The following is an 18,564-nucleotide window of genomic DNA, read 5'->3' as shown; positions in this document are numbered from 1 at the left end:
AGCAAGAAAGGAAATGTGAGGCAAAGCAACGCACCCATGCCTAGGCCTTTACGCTTACACCAAGTGGCCGCGTTAAGCGAATGCACCACTTTTGTGCTTGTGACCGCAGCCTCTCGTAGGTAGTGGTCACTAGGTATCAACCAAGTGCCGATACGTAACGTTGCTGCCAGCATTTTTGCACATATGCAGCGATGCTCAAGTAGCGAGTGTCCACCGCAGGCAATCTGCACGTCAAAACACTACTCCACCCAAGCTTTGTCAGGAGAAAGGAGAAGAGCGGGCCTCCCAGCGGTACGCCGCTATAACCCGCTCTTCCCGAATGTGTGATGTGTGTTAAGGGGTTGGGTTAGAATCCTCCCATGCCTCCCATACCTCCCATACCTCCGGCAGCTCCGCCTGCTGCATCTTCTTTGTTTGGGACGTCCACAACCACTGCGTTTAAAGTCATGAATACAGCTGCAAGTGACACAGCCAGGTCAAACGCGATGCGCACCACCTTTAGAGGGTCCATAACCCCGGAAGCGAACGCGTTAGCGTAGTTCATGGTGTCAACATTGAAGATTAGCTCTTTGTCGTTCTGCTTCAGCAAGTGCTGGATAACACATGGAGCCTCTTCGGATCCGGAATTTTTGATGATCCTCTTTATTGGAGCACAAACAGCGCGCTTTATTATGTTAACACCCAGCTGCTCATCATCATTCTTCCCTTTTACGCCGTCCAGAGATGCGAGCGTGTATAGCAAGGCAGCCCCACCGCCGGGTACCACGCCTTCCTCGACCGCGGCCCTAGTTGCATGCAGAGCATCTTCAACTCTATCCTTACGCTCCTTGACCTCAACTTCGCTAGAGCCGCCAACCTTAAGTACGGCAACCCCGCCTGAGAGCTTAGCCAGCCTCTCCTTCAGTTTTTCCTTGTCGTAGTCAGAAGAAGAAACCTCAATCTGGGACTTAATCTGGCTAATCCTGCTGGTAATACTGTCAGCGTTGCTGTCGACACTTCCTATAATTGTGGTTGTATCCTTAGTAATGCGCACAGTCTTGGCAGTACCGAGATCTTCCAGAGTTATGTCCTCAACCTTTACCGCAAGCTCGTCGTTTACTACATACTTTGCACCAGCTATTACGGCAATATCACCGAGCATGTCTTTCCTTCTGTCGCCGAAACCGGGTGCTTTAACAGCCGCAACCTGCAGGCCCCCGCGGAGCTTGTTAAGCACCAGTGTACTCAGCGCCTCACCCTCTACGTCTTCCGCGATGATCAGCAATGGCCTTCCTGACCTAGCAACATTTTCCAGTACTGGTAGTATGTTTTGTACCAGGTTGATCTTCTTTTCAGTGAGGAATATGTACGGATTCTCGAACTCTACCAACATCTTCTCAGCGTTAGTTACGAAGTAAGGGGATAGGTACCCGCGGTCAAACTGCATACCGTCAGTCCTTTCGACCTCGAGGTCCTTAAACCCCTTGCTCTCCTCGACCGTTATTACCCCATCTTTGCCAACTTCCCTGACGCATTGCGCTATTTTGCTACCTATGTTTTTATCCCCGTTGGCAGATATAGTAGCAACCTGTGCAATTTCGTCCTCAGATGCCACTTCACGCTTCATTGATAGCAAAGCTGTAAGCACAGCCTCCTTGGCTTTTAAGATCCCGTTTTTTATGCTTATTATATCAGCGCCGGCTGCCTTGGCCTTGGACACTTCCTCGATAACTTTTGCAGTCAGTATGGAGCACGTGGTAGTTCCGTCACCAACCTTATCGTTGCACTGAGACGCACTCTGAGTAATTATGTTCGCGATAGCGACCGCCAAGGGCTCTTCAGGCTTTATGCTTTTCATGACCTTATATCCATCCTTGGTGATCTCCGGGGACCCGTAAGGCTTGCTAATAGCGACGGTGAGCCCCTTTGGGCCGGCAGTGCAACCAACAGCGTCTTCCAGGATGCGCACTACCTCCCTTATAGATTTATCTAATGCCTCGCCCGTAACAACAACATTTGCCATTTATAACCTCCTAAATCAAACTTAACAAACCAAACCTGCGCGTCGGACTACGCCTCCTTAGCGATTATGTCGCTTTCTTTCATGACTATGAGCTTCTTTCCTTCGAGCTCTACTTCGTTTCCAGCCCACTGGCGATAGTAGACCACATCGCCCACCTTGACTGACATAGGTGTGACTTTGCCATCACTGTTTGAAGCGCCAGGACCCACAGACATAACCTTGCCCCTGGTCGGCTTCTTCTTAGCCGAATCCGGAAGCTGTATGGGAGAATTCCCTCCGCTATCCTCCAAAGCCTCAACCAACACATTATCATGCAACATAGCTAGCTTCATAACTACCCTCCGAACATTTTTCTGTGACTGACCGCGTCACGATAACTCTGGCGGTTATATAGGAGCCAAAAAATTGAATTTCAAGAGTGGTGGAACACAAATGGTAATTTTTTTTTAAACTTTTAGCTAGCTTGAGGCACATGTCGACTTGCATACGCCGCCACAATGCGTAGGATTTTCCCTAAAGGGCTCTGGTTTATTTCTTAACTATAAGGCGATAATATGCGGGATAATTCGAAATGCGAGCAGCTTAAATCTGGTCATAGAGCAAGGCTCAGAGAGAGGCTGATATCTGGTGAGGGGATCGGATTGCTCGACTATGAAATTCTGGAATTGATTTTATGCTCTGCTCGTAATCGTGTGGATCTAAAACCCATTGCAAAGCAGCTCATAGCAGAGTTTGGTACCCTTTCCAAGGTGATATACGCAGATGTTGCTAAGCTGAAGAGAGTGAAAGGAGTTGGCGAATCCTCAGTTGCTGCAATATTGTGCGTGCGAGAAGCGCTAATACGCGCGCTAAAAGGCGAAATGAAATATGGTGTGGTGGTGAATGAGTGGCAGAAATTGCTAGATTATTTGCGAGCCAAAATAGGAAACTCTAATGTGGAAAACCTGTGTGTTCTGTACCTAAATAAGAAATATCGTGTTATTGCGGATGAAATACAAAACACTGGCACTATAGACGAGACCCCTCTATACGTGCGCGAGGTTATAAAGAAGTCACTTTTGCATGATGCCTCGTACATTGTGGTGTCGCATAATCACCCAAGCGGTGATCCAAAGCCATCCAAGGCAGATATACACGTTACTGGCAGGTTACAAGAAGCCTGCTGTAGCATGAACATAGTGCTGGTGGACCACGTGATTGTCACGCCAAAAAGGCACTATAGCTTCAAAACTAACGGACTGTTGTAACCTACCTTCGGATATATTGTCCCATGTCTGCAGGGGGTTGACTTGCGCCATTTTGTGTTGTAGAGTCGCACCCCCATGCGTGTGTTCTGTGAGTTTGCTTGGTTTTCCTGTGGAGTGGCGCGTTTCTGACGGAATGGTCGACTATAAGACTGCTTTGGACTTTATGACCTCCAGAGTTGGCGGTATTTTGAAGGGTATAGAATCGGAGATGGTCTGGCTGTTGGAGCACCCCTCGGTGTATACTGCTGGTACTAGCGCGAAGGATGAGGAGTTGCTTTCTGAGAGCGCGTTTCCGGTTATACGCGTCACCCGTGGAGGAAGATATTCGTACCATGGCCCAGGGCAGCGAGTGGTTTATGTGATGCTGCATTTAGGGCGAAGGGACAAGCGTGACGTAAGGTTGTACGTGCGTAACCTTGGGCTGTGGGTAGTCAATACACTGGCGGAGTTTGCCATTGATAGCCATTTTGATAGCAACAACACGGGCGTATGGGTGCAGTGCAATGGGCAAGAGAAGAAAATAGCCGCTTTTGGCATAGCGATCAGTCGTTGGGTGACTTATCACGGGTTTTCAGTCAACATCAGCACTGATCTCAATAACTACTTGGGCATAGTTCCCTGCGGCATGGCCGGTTCTAGCGTTACGTCGCTTCAGGATTTGGGAGTTGCCGTATCCTTTGAAGAGTTTGATGCTGTGCTGCAGCAAAAGTTCGACGCTATCTTCAGCAACTAGGTTTTATATGTATACACTCAACTGTGTGGTGTTGTCGTGAATATTTTCGGTACAGATGGAGTTAGAGGTAGGGCTAATGCATACCCCATGGATCCGATAACCGTACTTAGGCTTGGGATGGCCATAGGGCTTGAGGCCAGAAAAAAGGTTGGCGCGCGAGTGGTTGTGGGCAAGGATACTAGAATTTCGGGATATATGGTGGAATCTGCGTTGGTCTCTGGGCTGGTTGCCATGGGCGTTAACGTTGGCCTATTAGGGCCAATGCCTACTGCGGCTATAGCCACGCTGGTCAGAAACTTGCGTGCCAGCATGGGCGTGGTGATTTCTGCCTCGCACAACTCGTATTTGGATAATGGAGTAAAGATATTTGACGGCGAGGGAATAAAAATACCTCTAGAGTTGGAAGAAATGCTTGAGTCTAACGTGCGTGCCGAACTGAGCGGCAACCTCGCCCAGGTTCGTGACATGGGCAAGGTGTATAGGATAGCCGGCGCGGTAGGAAGGTACATAGAATTTGTGAAGGGCACATTTCCCAAGAAGCTCAAGCTGTCTGGCATGAAGATAGTTGTGGATTGCGCGAACGGGGCCGCATACCACATAGGTGGCGAAGTATTCTGGGAGTTGGGGGCCGATGTTGTTGTCATTGGCAACAAGCCTGATGGGCTAAATATAAATCACAATTGTGGGTCCTTACATCCTGAGGGTATGGTACAAAAAGTATTGGAAGAGAGGGCGGATATTGGCATTGCCCTGGACGGAGACGCCGATCGTGTTGTTGTGTGTGATGAAAAAGGCAGGCTTGTTGATGGAGACCAGGTAATAGCGTCAATAATGAGGCACCTACGTGTGACGAAGTCTATTACCGACGCGGCAGTTACTACTATGTCGAGTAAGTCAATGGATCGCTACGCTCGAGAGTTAGGTGTGAGGCTACACAGGTCAGAAGTGGGTGATCGTCACCTTGTGGATACAATGCGACAACACTCATGTAGTGTCGGAGGAGAGAAATCTGGGCACATTATTCTGTGGGAGCATTCCACAACTAGCGACAGCCTGGTTGCTGCATTACAAATTTTGTCAATAATGCTTTTGGAAAATAAAAGCGCGAGCTCAATATTTAGTGATTTTGTGCCGATGCCCAGGGTGCATAGGGACATACCCTATAGCATGGGGTTTGATAGCATAGCGCAGCTGATCGGGCCTACTTTGTCAGATGTAGAAAAAGCGCTGGAAAGAGTGAATGGTAGGGTAATATTCAGAAGGTCCGGAACTGAGCGGCTTATAAGGTGTGTGGTTGAGGGGGAAGATCCAGAGTTGGTGGCATTGGTTGCGGATGAACTTTCTATAAAGCTGCGTGAGCTAGGTGTGGAAAGCGATGTTGAGCCAGAAATGCAGTAAATGGGAGCCGAGACCCACTGCGGCAGCTGTATATAGGCAGCGCACTTTGTGCGCATCCTTCGAAATTTCTGTAGGTACTGGAACGCGTGATCATGTGATCGCTGCGGTGTGGCTATGACGCCAAGTATACGGTCTTTCCGGCAACAACAGTTCGCAGCGCCCTGCCTTTTACGGTCCTGCCGTGAAAAGGCGAATTCTTAGACTTGCTAGCGAATTTTGTTGTGTCTACAACCCACTCATGGTCCAAATCAACCACAACCAAATCTGCCACCAGGCCCTTGGCTATTCTACCTCTCCGGATTTTTACTATATCTGATGGCTTGTCAGTTAGCTTAGACAAAACCTCCAGCAGGCCCATTTTCCCGCTGTGATATAACTCCAAAGAGAGTGGCAACATGGTTTCCAAGCCAACCACACCAAACGCACAACTAGAAATGGGCAGCGCTTTGTCCTGGCACGAGTGCGGTGCGTGGTCTGTAGCAATGCAGTCTATTGTACCATCCATGAGCCCCTCAACCATGCACAGACGATCTTCCTCAGTTCTAAGTGGGGGGTTCATCTTGGCCATGGTCCCGTGCTCTCTGACTGCATCTTCAGTCAAAGCAAAGTGGTGAGGAGTAACCTCACACGTGACTGGCAGGCCCTCATTCTTTGCGGCACGAATCAGATCGATGGCCTTCTTTGTTGACACATGCAGCACATGGTACCGCGCACCGGGGACTTCGCGCAGTAGATCTATGTCACGACTTACCATGATGCTCTCAGAAAGGTCAGAGATTCCCTTCAGACCGAGTTCCTGCGAGACTTTTCCCTCGTTAATGCACCCACCGTCAGAAAGATGGCAGTCCTCCGCGTGTTGGGCGACTACCACGCCCAGGGTGCTCGCGCATTCGAAAGCGCGTTTCATTGACAGTGCATTCATCACGGGTGATCCGTCATCAGTAAATCCCAAGGCGCCCGCCTCCTTCAGGGAAGCCATATCACACAATGACCCACATGGTTTTGTTATTGATCCGTAAAACTCTATGTTGACGCAGGAACTTTCTAACGCCCTCATCTTCAGGTACTTTGCGACCATGACGCTGTCTATATGTGGGGATGTGTTAGGCTGACAAACAACCGTAGTTACTCCACCAGCGGCCGCGGACCTACTTCCTGTATCTATGGTTTCTTTATGCTCGCCACCGGGCTCTCTGAGATGCACGTGGATGTCTACTATTCCTGGCATCAACACATGCCCGCAACAATCGATTATCTCATCTGCGCTCGACTGAAAATCGTCAACCTCGGGTGTACCAAAGCCAAAATGGGAAATCTCCCTTCCTCGAGTTACAACGTAACCAGGTGCGTCCATGTTGGACCCGGGGTCAATAACCCGCGCGTTTACATACGCAACGACATAATCCGGGCGCTGGCCGCTACCAAGCAACTCCCAAGACTGATTTGCATACATATTTGCAACACCCACAACACCCACCTAGCTTATGTGCAATCCGTTAAAATAGTCAATAATATTTTTCGTAAGCAGATTAGCCACTTCCCGCTTTGTCATGACCGGATAGTGCCGCACAAAATCCCCGGTTACAATGGATATTTTGTTGCGATCGCTACCCATAGTTTGCTCTTCCTCCACCACGTATTGGTTGTTTGAGATTATCCAATCGCAGCCCTTGTAAGCCAATTTCTCTTTGGATGATTCTATCAAGTTTTCGGACTCTAGACAGAACCCGATAACAAGCTTAGGCCTCTTTTTTGACATACTAATGCACCTTGCTATATCTGGGCTGTGCATAATGCTAATAGCGTCAACAGAGCGCTTCTTGAGCTTACTTGAATGCCTGTATGGCACCCAGTCTGTAACTGCTGCCACGCATATTGCAACATCTACGGGTAGCAAGTCCAAGCAAGTTTCCAGCATCTGCGCCGAAGTTTCAACGTGTAAAACCTCGTATAAGTCGTGATTAGGCGTTATACTGACGGGGCAGGATACAAGCTTCACGTTCCAACCCATCAGCCCCATACACTCCGCAAGAGCGTATCCCTGCTTTCCAGAGGAGCCGCTGCTTATGTAGCGGACAGGATCTATATACTCCCTGGTAGACCCTGCTGTAATGAGTACGCTGCGCACTGGCCACCTATTCCGACTAAACGTGTGGAAATAGTAACGTTACTTACTAAGTCTTGCAAAACATATGTAGATTTTAGTGAATTTACCTACAGTTGCGCTAGAGAGTTGGTTGTGGACGAGGTTTGGAAGTCTGGTATAATGCGGCGTTGTTAGCTTCAGGAGTCTGTTATGGGGGTGAGGATTGAGTCTGACAGCATGGGTAACATTGAGGTGCCGGCTGAACGCTATTGGGGTGCACAAACGCAGCGCTCCATGATGAACTTTGCAATTGGGGAGGAAAAAATGCCCCGGCCCTTGGTGTGGGCGTTGGGTGTAGTGAAGCTGGCGGCTGCCCGGGTAAACGCTAGAAAGGGGAGCATAGAAAAGTCTGTGGGGGAGGCTATTTGCGCTGCTGCGCAAGAAGTTATAGATGGCAAGATGGATGAGGAATTTCCCCTAGTGGTGTGGCAGACCGGTTCCGGAACCCAGACCAACATGAATGCCAACGAGGTAATAGCGAACCGGGCCATAGAAATACTTGGGGGGAAAATTGGTAGCAAGTCTCCCGTACACCCGAATGACCATGTCAATCACTCCCAATCTTCGAATGATGTGTTTCCCACTGCCATGCACATTGCCGCGGTGGCCGAGGTAGAGCGGCGCTTACTGCCCGCACTGGAGACACTTCGCAGCGCGCTGGAGGCAAAAGTTGTGGCATTTTCAGACATAGTAAAAACAGGTCGCACTCACCTCCAGGATGCAGTTCCCCTCACACTTGGTCAGGAGTTTTCAGGATATGAGTGCCAGGTGAGAAAGGGGATAGAGAGGGTTAAGTCCTCAATGGTGGATGTATATCAGCTCGCACAAGGGGGTACAGGTGTTGGTACGGGCTTGAACACCAAGAAAGGCTTTGCTGAGGAGTTTGCGAAAGAGGTTGCGGGCATCACCGGTACGAAGTTTGTAACCGCAGAGAATAAATTCGAGGCGCTTGCAACACATGACGCCATGGTGCAGCTGAGCGGCGCGCTCAATACGCTTGCCGTTAGTTGTATGAAAATAGCGAATGACATCCGGCTGCTTGCATCCGGGCCCAGGTGTGGAATAGGGGAGATCATACTTCCCGCGAATGAGCCGGGGTCGTCAATCATGCCAGGTAAGGTGAACCCGACGCAGTGTGAGGCACTCACCATGGTTTGCGCGCAGGTTATGGGGAATCACGTTGCAGTTTCTGTAGGCGGGTCCAACGGGCACCTTGAGCTGAACGTATTCAAGCCTATGATTGCATATAACGTTCTAAAGTCTATCCGATTGTTGGCAGATGCTTGTGTAAGCTTTGCGACAAAGTGCGTAAGCGGCATAGAGGCTGATAAGGAGCGCATAGCCGTCATGTTGGGCCAATCTCTCATGCTAGTTACCGCGCTGAACAGGCATATAGGCTATGACAACGCCGCAAAGATATCCAAGTTTGCGTTTGAGAATCGTGTAACACTTAAGGATGCGGCTGCTAAATTGGGTTTAGTAGATGGCGAGGAGTTTGACGTTATAGTTGATCCCAGAAAGATGATTTCTCCTGACTGAATACAGTTGTCTGCCTTAACGATGTGGTGTGTGGCTACACGTCTTAGCCGCGGTGGAGAGGTACGTACTGCTGCGCACTGGCCCGGCGATACAAGTTTGTAATTGACCGTACTCTGGCTACGTGTTACCATCGGGGTTCTAGTTGTGTCGGTGGCGTTTTTATGTCTGGGGAAGACGAATATAAGGAAATTATCAGGCAGTGTATAGGGAGCGTTAAGGAAGTGTTCGGCGAAGGCCGCTTTGATGACGTGGTTGCCTCCATAATGAAGATGCAAGAGAAGGTTCTGGCTTCCAGCATGAAGGATGGTGACCCTGTGGGCCAAATAGCCGCTGACGGCGTTGGTAGCGGACTGTATGACCGCATAGCTGACCGTCTGGAAGAGCGTGTGTCTCAAAGGATCTCGGAAGACCTCAGGATCATCAAGAAAAGGCTTCTCAGACTTGAAAGAGTGGTGCTGGGTGGCAATGCTGCTCCCGGTGATGCCGCTGCCCAGGTTTCTGGTAGCCAGCCGTCTCAGCAGAATTCCTCTGCTGCTGCTGAAGGTGGGTGATCTCTCAGTTTTGTGCTAAGCTTGGCTCCGTGGGTCGGTGTTCCGCATGGGCCTCTGCCAGGGTTTGTGTGCTCTCGGCGCGCGGCGCCTGTGCGTAGCAGCCTCTAGCGGGCGCCAGTGCGCACCTATCCGTGGATTATCTGTTTTTGTGTTGGTGGCCGGCTTTCCTCGAGTCACCGATTGCCCTGTAGACCGAGACATTCCTTGACAGCACCTGTATGTTTTGGGCTTTCCTCATCGCGGTGAAGAAGGCAGCTGACCGGCTCGGCCTGTGCAGCAATTGTGTGGTGAGATGCTATCTCGTGTGCGATGCAGCTTTGTAGGTAACCGCGGTCTTGATGGGCTAGGTATGTTGCGGGTAGATACGGTCTGAATGGGTTTAGCATGACTGGCCGCTATGGCCGGTGTTGGAGAGTGCCACCGGCTGGCTGGTCGCAAATCTGGAGATATGGTGTACCCCCAATTTCATTTGGAAGTTGTCACGTAGCTGCTGCTTCCTCTTCTCCAGGGTTCCACCGCACGGAACATCCTGATAGCGCCCCAGAATTTCTACTATGGTGCTCCTGTATGGATACTACCTCCAGGCCGCTTCCGGATTTTAGGTTCTTAAGAGCAAGCACTATGGCTTTTGTACCAGAAAGCGTTGTGCTATAGGGTATTCCGCGTATAATCGCGGTTCTCCTGATATCCGCGCTGTCTGAAACTGCCTTTACGCCCGCAGAGGTGTTGATGACCAGTACTATTTCATCGCTGTTTAACATATCTATTATGTGCGGTTTTCCTTCGCGTACTTTGTTAATGTGTGTGGTACATATGCCCAATTTGTCCAGATATTTGGCGGTTCCGGTGGTTGAAAAAATCTCAAACCCCAACTCCACAAATGACCGCGCTAAATCTGCTGCTGCCGGTTTATCGCTATCTTTTACAGATAGGAACACCTTACCTGAGGTTGGTAGAGCGTATCCGGCTGCAATTTGTGATTTTACGAAGGCCATGCCAAAGGACTTATCCACACCCATAACCTCACCGGTGGATTTCATTTCTGGCCCTAACATCGGATCCGCGCTTGCAAACCTCGAAAATGAAAACACGGCCTCCTTTACCGCTGTGTATGGCATTGTAGTTGGCGCGTTATCGTCTATAGATAGCTTTCCACCCAACATTACTGTGGTTGCGAGTTTGGCAATGGGGACACCGGTGGCTTTTGCGACGAACGGTACGGTTCTGCTCGCTCTTGGGTTTGCCTCCAGCAGATATATTTCCCCGTCCTGAATGGCATACTGGATATTCAGTAACCCCTTGACGTTCAAAGCCAGTGCCACTTTTTTGGTGTATTGTGATACCAGGGCTATTGTACTTTCCTCGAGGGTGTAGGGTGGTAGTGAGCATGCTGAATCTCCTGAATGAATACCAGCCTCTTCTATGTGCTCCATGATCCCGGCTATGTAGACCTGGCTGCCATCGCAGATTGCATCTACATCAACTTCCGTGGCGTCGGTCAGAAACTCGTCTATGAGCAGCGAACCGGAGTCGAATATTTTGCTGTGCCTATGTAAATATGTATTAAGGGCCTGCTCGGTGCGTACCACCGACATAAACTGCCCACCCAGCACGTATGAAGGGCGTAGCAAGACTGGAAATCCCACACGTTTTGCCTTATCTAATACCTCATCTGCGGAACTGCAAGTTTCGCTGTGTGGCTGCTTCAACCCGAGCTTTGTCAGCAGCTTATTGAATTTTTGCCTATCTTCTGCTAGGTCGATTGAATCGAAACCCGTTCCAACGATGTTTACACCTTTTTCCTGTAGCACTTTTGCAAGCTTCAACGGAGTTTGCCCCCCCAATTGGACAATAACCTTCACTGTTGCCGGCGTCTCGGACTCTTTACTTATGATATCTAGAACGCATTCCCGCGTTAGTGGAGAAAAATATAGCCGATCAGATGTGTCATAGTCAGTGGATACAGTTTCGGGATTGCAATTTATGATTATGGCTTCTAATCCCATTTGTTTTATCATATGTGCGGCATGTACACACGTGTAGTCGAACTCTATTCCTTGTCCGACCCTATTAGGTCCACTTCCCAATATTATGACTTTATCTTTATCTGTGACCCGCGACTCACACTCAGGTACGCTAAAAGTGTCTCCCTCGTAGCACCCATACATGTAAGCCGTATCGGTCCTGAACTCTCCGGCGCACGTGTCTATCCTCTTATACACCGGTTTTACCGACAGGGCTGCTCGCAGGTTCTCCACATATGCGACGTCCCTACCACAAAGCTCCGCCAATCTTGCATCTGAAAATCCAATTTTCTTGAGCTGCAGCAACTCAGCCTTTGTCTGTGGTAACCCGTTGTTTTTAACCTCTTGCTCGTAGGCCACGATTATTTCTATCTGCTTTAGGAACCATGGGTCATATTTTGTGAGCTCATTTATCTTTTCAATGCTAGTTCCCATTCTAAGCGCGTCCGCGATCATAAGAACCCTACTGGGCGAAGGCTCTGCCAGGGCCTCGTACACTTGCTCTATATGTGTACCCGCGGGGAAAAATTCGTTCAATCCGCTATACCCGGCCTCCAAAGAGCACATGGCTTTTTGCAGCGCCTCGGTGAACGACCGACCTATTGCCATAGCCTCTCCCACCGACTTCATGGACGTGGACAGCTCCTGTGAGGGGACTTGGAATTTTGCAAAGTCAAACCTGGGGACCTTGACCACTATGTAGTCCATCACCGGCTCGAATGATGCCGGAATCGAAACTGCGCAGTCATTCGCTATTTCGTCTAGGGTGTATCCCACAGCTAATTTTGCAGCGACTTTGGCTATGGGGAATCCTGTAGCTTTTGACGCAAGAGCGGATGACCTGGAAACCCTTGGGTTCATTTCAATTACTACCATTTCCCCTTCGCGTTCGGGGTTGACCGCAAACTGGACATTGGACCCACCGGTTTCCACTCCTATCTCCCTGAGTATATCAAAAGAGACATTGCGCATGTGCTGGTACTCCTCATCACGCAATGTGATCGCCGGCGCTACTGTTATGCTATCCCCGGTATGGACGCCCATTGGGTCAATATTTTCTATGGAGCACACGACTATACAGTTGTCGCGACAGTCGCGCATTACCTCCATCTCAAACTCTTTCCATCCTATTATTGATTCATCAACCTGGACCTCGGAAATTGGCGACATGGTGAACCCCAGTTGGATCGCCTCGTAAAATTCCTCTTTGGTGCGCGCTATGCCCCCGCCTATACCTCCGAGAGTGAAAGATGGCCTGATAACAGCGGGCAATCCCACGTATTCTATTGCTGAGGCTATCTGGTCTGAAGTTTTTAGAATTACGCTCTTGGGGCACTTAGCCCCCACCCGTTCGACTGCTTTGCGAAATAAGCTCCTATCCTCCGCTTTTCGTATTGCATCCTGGTTTGCGCCTATCATTTCTACATTGTTTTGAGATAGCACACCATTATCTACGAGCTCCATAGCGACGTTGAGCGCAGTCTGCCCTCCGACGGTTGGCAATATAGCATCAGGCTTCTCTTTTAGTATTATTCTCTCAAGAATTTCTGCGGTTATCGGCTCTATATACGTTGCGTCTGCCAGGCCAGGGTCGGTCATAATAGTGGCAGGATTGGAGTTCACCAACACTATCCTGTAACCCTCACTTTTCAGAACCTTGCAAGCCTGAGTGCCAGAGTAATCGAATTCGCACGCCTGGCCTATCACGATGGGCCCCGCGCCCAAAATGATTATGGTTTCTATGTCTTCGCGCTTCGGCATCTATATTTCCTGGTAATAAGCCCGCAGAATGTTACTACTAATATGGGTAAAAAGCAAAGCGGGACTGCGGCGCAACACGCGGCTGCAAGACATAACCTCCCCTAGCACAGTAAGTGGTGCTCCTGTGCAAGTTATGCGGCACACTTTGCTTTTAGGGAGAAGCTTTGCAGGTTTGGTGAACGTGTTCAAGAAATATGTATCGTGAGCTCCCTGACGTTACAGTTGTGGGTTGCAATCCGTGGCCATTGCCTTGCGGACTATTGGCATTCTGTATAGCGGTTTTTACTGGGCAACGTGCATGCGTCACACCGCGCAGGTGTGCACAATCCGGCATACTGCGGCCCTGGTCTTGTTAGCAACATATGGTGAATGGGAACTGTGGGATAGATGCAATGAGCTACAGCAGCGTGCTTGCAACTTTAAGCGCAACCATGCTGAGGGATACGTTGTGAACCCGTATGAACTCCACCCCCTGGCTCAGCAGAAACGCCGACACAACTGCTGTGGGAAAATCACGCGATTCTGGCTCAGTTGAAATTGCGGAAAACATAGACTTACGCGAGTGCCCAATACATATTGGAAGCCCCAAAACTTTAAACTGCGACACATTCTTTATGATGTGCCACGAATATTCTTGCGACTTTCCGAATCCTATACCCGGGTCTAGTATGATGCGCTGTTTATCAACACCGGCAGAGACCAAAGCGTCTACCTTGGCGTGAAACCATTCTATAATTTCCTCCATAAGTTGTTCCGGCGCGCCCAATTTTGGTTTCACTACAGAGACAGGTATACCAAAATTGTGCATGATTATTATCTTGGCTTTGCTACGCGCCACTACAGGCAGCATTTCCGGATCCATGAGCCCGCCGACATCATTTACGTAATCCACTCCAAAGGTCAAAGCCTCGGCAGCGGTGCGTGCGTTTCTGGTGTCAACACTAACCTCAGCTCCTGAGCTGTGTGCTATATCTACAATTTTGGGCAGAGCCTCCCGTAGCCTCTCCCATTCCTCTTCCTGAGAGATGGACGTGGCACCAGGTGCGCTTGACTCTCCACCTACATCTATGACTGCCGCTCCATCTGCTATTAACCTTGCAGCGTGGCTGACCGCGTTTTCGCTATTGAAGAACTTGCCCCCGTCGGAGAACGAATCTGGCGTTATATTCAACGCTCCCATAATTTTGGTACGCAGAGAATCCACGCTTGACCCATTATTTCAGCAGCAACGCGGCAGATATGACGCAAGCCGCCTGCAGCGCCACCCTGGCAATCATGAGTTTGTTTCTATATTTCACGTAAAAACTCCCACCCACAGATGCCAGCACAACACCTGCCACCAACGAGAACACAGTGAGCAGCGACAACACAACGACAGGTAGCATTTTACAAACAACGGAACAAACCCCAAGTGGTATTCTAAGGCCTAATTTAGGGTTGTACAATACTAATTTACTTTATGATAAGTAGACTTTTATAGTAATATCGAGGCTTAACGGCTGGTGCCACTGTTTTAAGTGCGTTCCGAGATCCGTAGTATTTGGGGTATGTAGTGGAAGGTGTAAAGTTCGGCTTTTCCGCGATGAAGGAGCTGAAAAAAAGCGTCCTGTATCAGACGTTGGAAAAGTGTAAGGGCGTGTTTTGGTTTGTGTTTTGGTTCAGTTCTGCGATAAACGTCCTGGTCCTGTTTTTGCCTCTGTATACCTCGCAGGTTTTGGATAGAGTGCTCTCCAGTGGGAGCTCTTCTACCCTTCTGATGCTGAGTGTAGTCACCGTAGGTGCGTTGGTCTGTTCTTCAATGCTGGATGTTTGCCGGTCTCTAACCATGGCTAAGGTTGCGGATTGGATAGATAGAGAAGCCACGCCTGATCTTATTGCCAGGGCCATAAGCTTAACTTCGGTCAAGGCTTCAACCTCCAGCGGTGAAGCAATACGTGATCTTGGAGTAGTAAAGAGCTTCATTACAGGGTTTGGCGTGCTGTCCTTGTTCGATATGCCGTGGGCAGTAGTATACCTTGCTGCGATATTCATGATACACCCTGTTACGGGGTATATAGCCGTAGTTGGTATAGCTCTACTGGTGTTGATGGCAGTTTGGAATGAGCTGGCAACCAAGCGTGTTATGCAGGAATCTAACGAGGAAAACGTGCGCAATATCAACTACATAGATGTTGCGAGTCGGAACGCCGAAGTGGTAGAGGCCATGGGTATGGTGAGGCACATAGTTGCAGAATGGTCCAACAGAAACGCCCACAACAGAAAGCTACAGATAAAAGCCCAGGGCAGGTCTAACGTGATAATGGGTGTTACAAAGTTTGTTCGCTCTGTCCTACAGATTTCTGTGATCGGGGTGGGAGCATGGCTTGCTATACACGGACATAAAACCGCTGGTGGCATAATTGCTGCCTCAATTCTCATGGGTAGAGCTTTAGCCCCGTTTGAGGCTGCGATCAATACCTGGAAAATGCTACTCTCAGCCAGGATATCCTACAGAAGGCTGCAGGCATTGTTGCTTGCATTTCCGAAGAGAGAGCAGGCCATGGCATTACCAACACCCAGGGGAAGCATCACCATGGATAGAGTGTTCTTCACGCCCTATGGGGGAAGCAAGCCCACGATTAAAGGTGTATCCTTTGGTGTAGAACCAGGTAGCATTGTTGGCATCATCGGGCCCAGTGCATCGGGGAAATCAACCCTGGCAAAGCTTTTGGTAGGGGTATGGAAACCCCTGTCTGGAGTTGTTAGACTCGATGGTGCGGATGTATACACGTGGAATAGAGAAGATTTCGGGTGTCATGTTGGGTATTTGCCTCAAGATGTCGAGCTTTTTCAGGCCTCTGTTAAGACCAACATTGCAAGAATGGCACCTGATCCTGACCCGGAAAAGGTAATTAAGGCTGCCAAGATTGCGGGGATTCACGAAATGATATTACACCTCCCTAGCGGGTATGACACCGTAATAGGTGGTAACGGAGTGGTCCTGTCAGGGGGGCAGAAACAAATGTTGGGGCTGGCCAGAGCATTCTACGGTGATGTGAGGCTTTTGGTTTTGGATGAGCCCAATGCAAACTTGGATGGAAGGGCCGAGGCAAACTTGGTACACGCGCTTGCCTATGCAAAACAGTTTGGTATTACAACGTTCGTTGTGACCCACAAAATGCAGTTGCTCAGCGCCGTAGAGCAAATAATTGTTATGGATGACGGCATGATGGCTGCTATGGGTGATAGGGATGAGATACTAAACAGGTTTACTGCGAACAAGTCTCCTGCGAACAGCGGAGGGTCGGGTGGTCGGGAAAGTACGGGAGTGTGCCATACTAGCGGTCAGGAGCCCTCTAAGATAGAGGCATCGCCCGGTGCTGCTGCTCGTGTTGCAACAGGGAACCAAGCTGCACATGGGCATAGCATTCCGATTGGAGGTTTGCAACCTGATGGTGGCAGTCCAGATCACTCTACCGAGAATGATGAAGAAAAAGGCAGTGCCTCCTCGGTTGCAAGTATGGCTGAGAGTGAAGGCGCCACGCAGCGGGATTCTGCGCCTGCGCAAGACCGTGAACAGGTAGCACGTGAAAAGGCCGACGATCCGAAGACTGATGCACGCACAGGTTCTCCCGGCCCACATAGTGACACGAAAAATGCCGCTGAACGCAGCAGCGCTAGAAATTCCTCGAATTTGCAAGAAGAGTCGAGCAGAAGGAAAACTCGCAGTCGTGCCAAAAAATCCACAACAAGTGGTGTTGTAGAGACTGCATCTGAGGCGCGAATTTCAGATGGCACCACCACAGGTGGAACCGATATTGATAACGCGCTCAGTGGCGTTAGCCCTAACGCCAAAGCCGCTGTGGGAACCGGGGCTCCTAATAACGACCGCGTGCAGCATGTGGAGGCCGGTGTGCTGGTTCCCGGACAGGACTAGGTCTTTATGGATTGCAAGGTGAATTAAATAGGTGCAGACGTATGACTGATGCGAGGTCTTTTTCTTTTTGTTAACGGTTATATGTAATATGGTACGGTGAGATGGAGTGGAGCGTATGTCAAAGGCTGTTGTTATCGACAGAAATGGTGATGCCGGCGTTCTCAAGTACGTTGACGTAGACGTTGGCGAGCCTGGCAAGGGTGAAGTTTTAATTGATCACACGGCGATAGGCCTGAATCGCTACGATGTAGAATATCGTGCTGGGACGAGGAAGGTGCCATCCTTCCCCGCGGTTTTGGGTGTAGAGGCCGTTGGTGTTGTGCGGCAGCTAGGGCCGGGCGTTGAGGCGCTAAATGTTGGAGATAGGGTAGGGTACTGCACTGCGCCTGGTGGTGCGTATTCTGAGGCCAGACTGATAAACCAAAGGTACCTATTCAAGATAGCTGATGACATAAGTGACGAAGTTGCGGCTGCGGTCATGCTTAAGGCAATGGCTGCGCACTATCTTACTCACAGAATATACGACATACGTCCAGGAACATTTGCCCTGGTGCACGGAGTGTCTGGAGGTGTTGGACAAATTCTCTGTCAGTGGGCCAGATACAAAGGTGGCAAGGTCATAGGAGTTGTAGAATCGGGTGCACGTCTTGACGCGGCAAGAGAGGCGGGCTGCTCTTATGTTATGAGCCTCAAGGATGATGATATTACCAAAGAGGTGATGTCGATCACTGGTGACCGGGGCGTAAATGTTGTATATGATCCTATAGGTGCGGCTGTAAGTAAGGTGTCGTTCAGCGTACTGGGGCATTTTGGGCTGTACATATCCTACGGGAGTATTTCCGGTCGCATGCCTAATGTAAGCATGTCGATGCTGAGCGCCAGGTCGTGGTTCATAACTTCCCCAGCGATTCAGCATTATAAGCGCTCCAGGCTGGAACTTGGGCTCACTGCCATGGAGATATTTGAAATGCTCAGAAGGGGGCATATTAGGGCAGAGATCAACAAGACTTACAAGTTTAAAGATATTGCCAAAGCTCACAAAGACCTTGAAGACCGGAAGTTGGCGGGTCTAGGCGTCATCACCATGTAGCGCTGCAGTTGCCATGCTATGTGGCACGCCCTGTGTGTGGTAGTGATGCGTGCACGCCGGCTCATTTATGATCCAGTTAGTGGCTGGTTCTGAAGTGCTGTGCATAGTTCCTCAGCTGTTGAGCTCATTGACGGTTTAGTACATTCCCAATAGCGTG

Annotated in this window: 14 protein-coding genes; 7 read left to right on the top strand and 7 right to left on the bottom strand. The window is 49.8% G+C overall.

Going from position 1 to position 18,564, the window contains the following annotated elements; all coding sequences use genetic code 11:
* Nucleotides 1-346 precede the first annotated feature (346 nt).
* Nucleotides 347-2,002 (bottom strand): chaperonin GroEL, encoded by a 1,656-nt coding sequence (gene groL / locus AOV_RS03510; protein ID WP_075139156.1) that lies wholly within the window; start codon nucleotides 2,000-2,002, stop codon nucleotides 347-349.
* Nucleotides 2,003-2,049: 47 nt separating this feature from the next.
* Nucleotides 2,050-2,334 carry a co-chaperone GroES gene (locus tag AOV_RS03505; protein WP_075139155.1) on the bottom strand — a complete coding sequence of 95 codons (285 nt, stop codon included), beginning with the start codon at nucleotides 2,332-2,334 and terminating at the stop codon, nucleotides 2,050-2,052.
* A 222-nt stretch (nucleotides 2,335-2,556) separates the two neighbouring features.
* Between AOV_RS03505 and radC the strand changes: the two genes are divergently transcribed.
* From radC to glmM, 3 genes are all read left to right on the top strand, one after another.
* Entirely contained in the window at nucleotides 2,557-3,249 is a 693-nt protein-coding gene (gene radC, locus AOV_RS03500) for a RadC family protein (protein ID WP_075139154.1), read from the top strand.
* 88 nt (nucleotides 3,250-3,337) lie between these two features.
* The gene (gene lipB / locus AOV_RS03495; protein ID WP_075139153.1) at nucleotides 3,338-3,982 is read left to right on the top strand and encodes a lipoyl(octanoyl) transferase LipB; all 645 of its coding nucleotides are present in this window, start codon (nucleotides 3,338-3,340) and stop codon (nucleotides 3,980-3,982) included.
* Between the two features lie 36 nt (nucleotides 3,983-4,018).
* Nucleotides 4,019-5,380 carry a phosphoglucosamine mutase gene (glmM, locus tag AOV_RS03490; protein ID WP_075139152.1) on the top strand — a complete coding sequence of 454 codons (1,362 nt, stop codon included), beginning with the start codon at nucleotides 4,019-4,021 and terminating at the stop codon, nucleotides 5,378-5,380.
* Between the two features lie 112 nt (nucleotides 5,381-5,492).
* Here the strand turns inward: glmM and AOV_RS03485 are convergent, their stop codons facing one another.
* Both AOV_RS03485 and AOV_RS03480 read right to left on the bottom strand, forming a co-directional pair.
* On the bottom strand, nucleotides 5,493-6,833 hold the full coding sequence (locus tag AOV_RS03485; protein WP_075139515.1) for a dihydroorotase: 1,341 nt from the start codon (nucleotides 6,831-6,833) through the stop codon (nucleotides 5,493-5,495).
* Nucleotides 6,834-6,857: 24 nt separating this feature from the next.
* The gene (locus AOV_RS03480; protein WP_075139151.1) at nucleotides 6,858-7,508 is read right to left on the bottom strand and encodes a phosphopantothenoylcysteine decarboxylase domain-containing protein; all 651 of its coding nucleotides are present in this window, start codon (nucleotides 7,506-7,508) and stop codon (nucleotides 6,858-6,860) included.
* A gap of 168 nt (nucleotides 7,509-7,676) precedes the next feature.
* Between AOV_RS03480 and fumC the strand changes: the two genes are divergently transcribed.
* The gene (gene fumC, locus AOV_RS03475) at nucleotides 7,677-9,065 is read left to right on the top strand and encodes a class II fumarate hydratase (protein ID WP_075139150.1); all 1,389 of its coding nucleotides are present in this window, start codon (nucleotides 7,677-7,679) and stop codon (nucleotides 9,063-9,065) included.
* Nucleotides 9,066-9,226: 161 nt separating this feature from the next.
* Nucleotides 9,227-9,616 carry a hypothetical protein gene (locus tag AOV_RS03470; protein WP_075139149.1) on the top strand — a complete coding sequence of 130 codons (390 nt, stop codon included), beginning with the start codon at nucleotides 9,227-9,229 and terminating at the stop codon, nucleotides 9,614-9,616.
* 479 nt (nucleotides 9,617-10,095) lie between these two features.
* Here AOV_RS03470 and carB read toward each other — a convergent pair whose 3' ends face one another.
* From carB to AOV_RS05370, 3 genes are all read right to left on the bottom strand, one after another.
* Entirely contained in the window at nucleotides 10,096-13,401 is a 3,306-nt protein-coding gene (gene carB / locus AOV_RS03465) for a carbamoyl-phosphate synthase large subunit (protein ID WP_075139148.1), read from the bottom strand.
* A gap of 397 nt (nucleotides 13,402-13,798) precedes the next feature.
* Complete coding sequence (gene folP / locus AOV_RS03460; RefSeq protein ID WP_075139147.1) at nucleotides 13,799-14,605, bottom strand: dihydropteroate synthase; 807 nt, start codon at nucleotides 14,603-14,605, stop codon at nucleotides 13,799-13,801.
* Nucleotides 14,606-14,615: 10 nt separating this feature from the next.
* On the bottom strand, nucleotides 14,616-14,786 hold the full coding sequence (locus tag AOV_RS05370) for a hypothetical protein (RefSeq protein WP_199463058.1): 171 nt from the start codon (nucleotides 14,784-14,786) through the stop codon (nucleotides 14,616-14,618).
* Nucleotides 14,787-14,983: 197 nt separating this feature from the next.
* Here AOV_RS05370 and AOV_RS03455 point away from each other — a divergent pair, with 197 nt between their 5' ends.
* Nucleotides 14,984-17,317, top strand: a complete 2,334-nt coding sequence (locus AOV_RS03455; protein WP_233497240.1) for a type I secretion system permease/ATPase — start codon at nucleotides 14,984-14,986, stop codon at nucleotides 17,315-17,317.
* Between the two features lie 115 nt (nucleotides 17,318-17,432).
* Nucleotides 17,433-18,407, top strand: coding sequence for a quinone oxidoreductase family protein (locus tag AOV_RS03450; protein WP_075139145.1), 975 nt, complete (start codon nucleotides 17,433-17,435; stop codon nucleotides 18,405-18,407).
* Nucleotides 18,408-18,564: the final 157 nt, after the last annotated feature.

This window comes from Anaplasma ovis str. Haibei (assembly GCF_002214625.1).
Taxonomy (GTDB): Bacteria; Pseudomonadota; Alphaproteobacteria; order Rickettsiales; family Anaplasmataceae; genus Anaplasma; species Anaplasma ovis.
The sequence above is the reverse complement of the archived record's forward strand: the minus strand, read 5'-3'. Positions and strand labels throughout refer to the sequence as shown.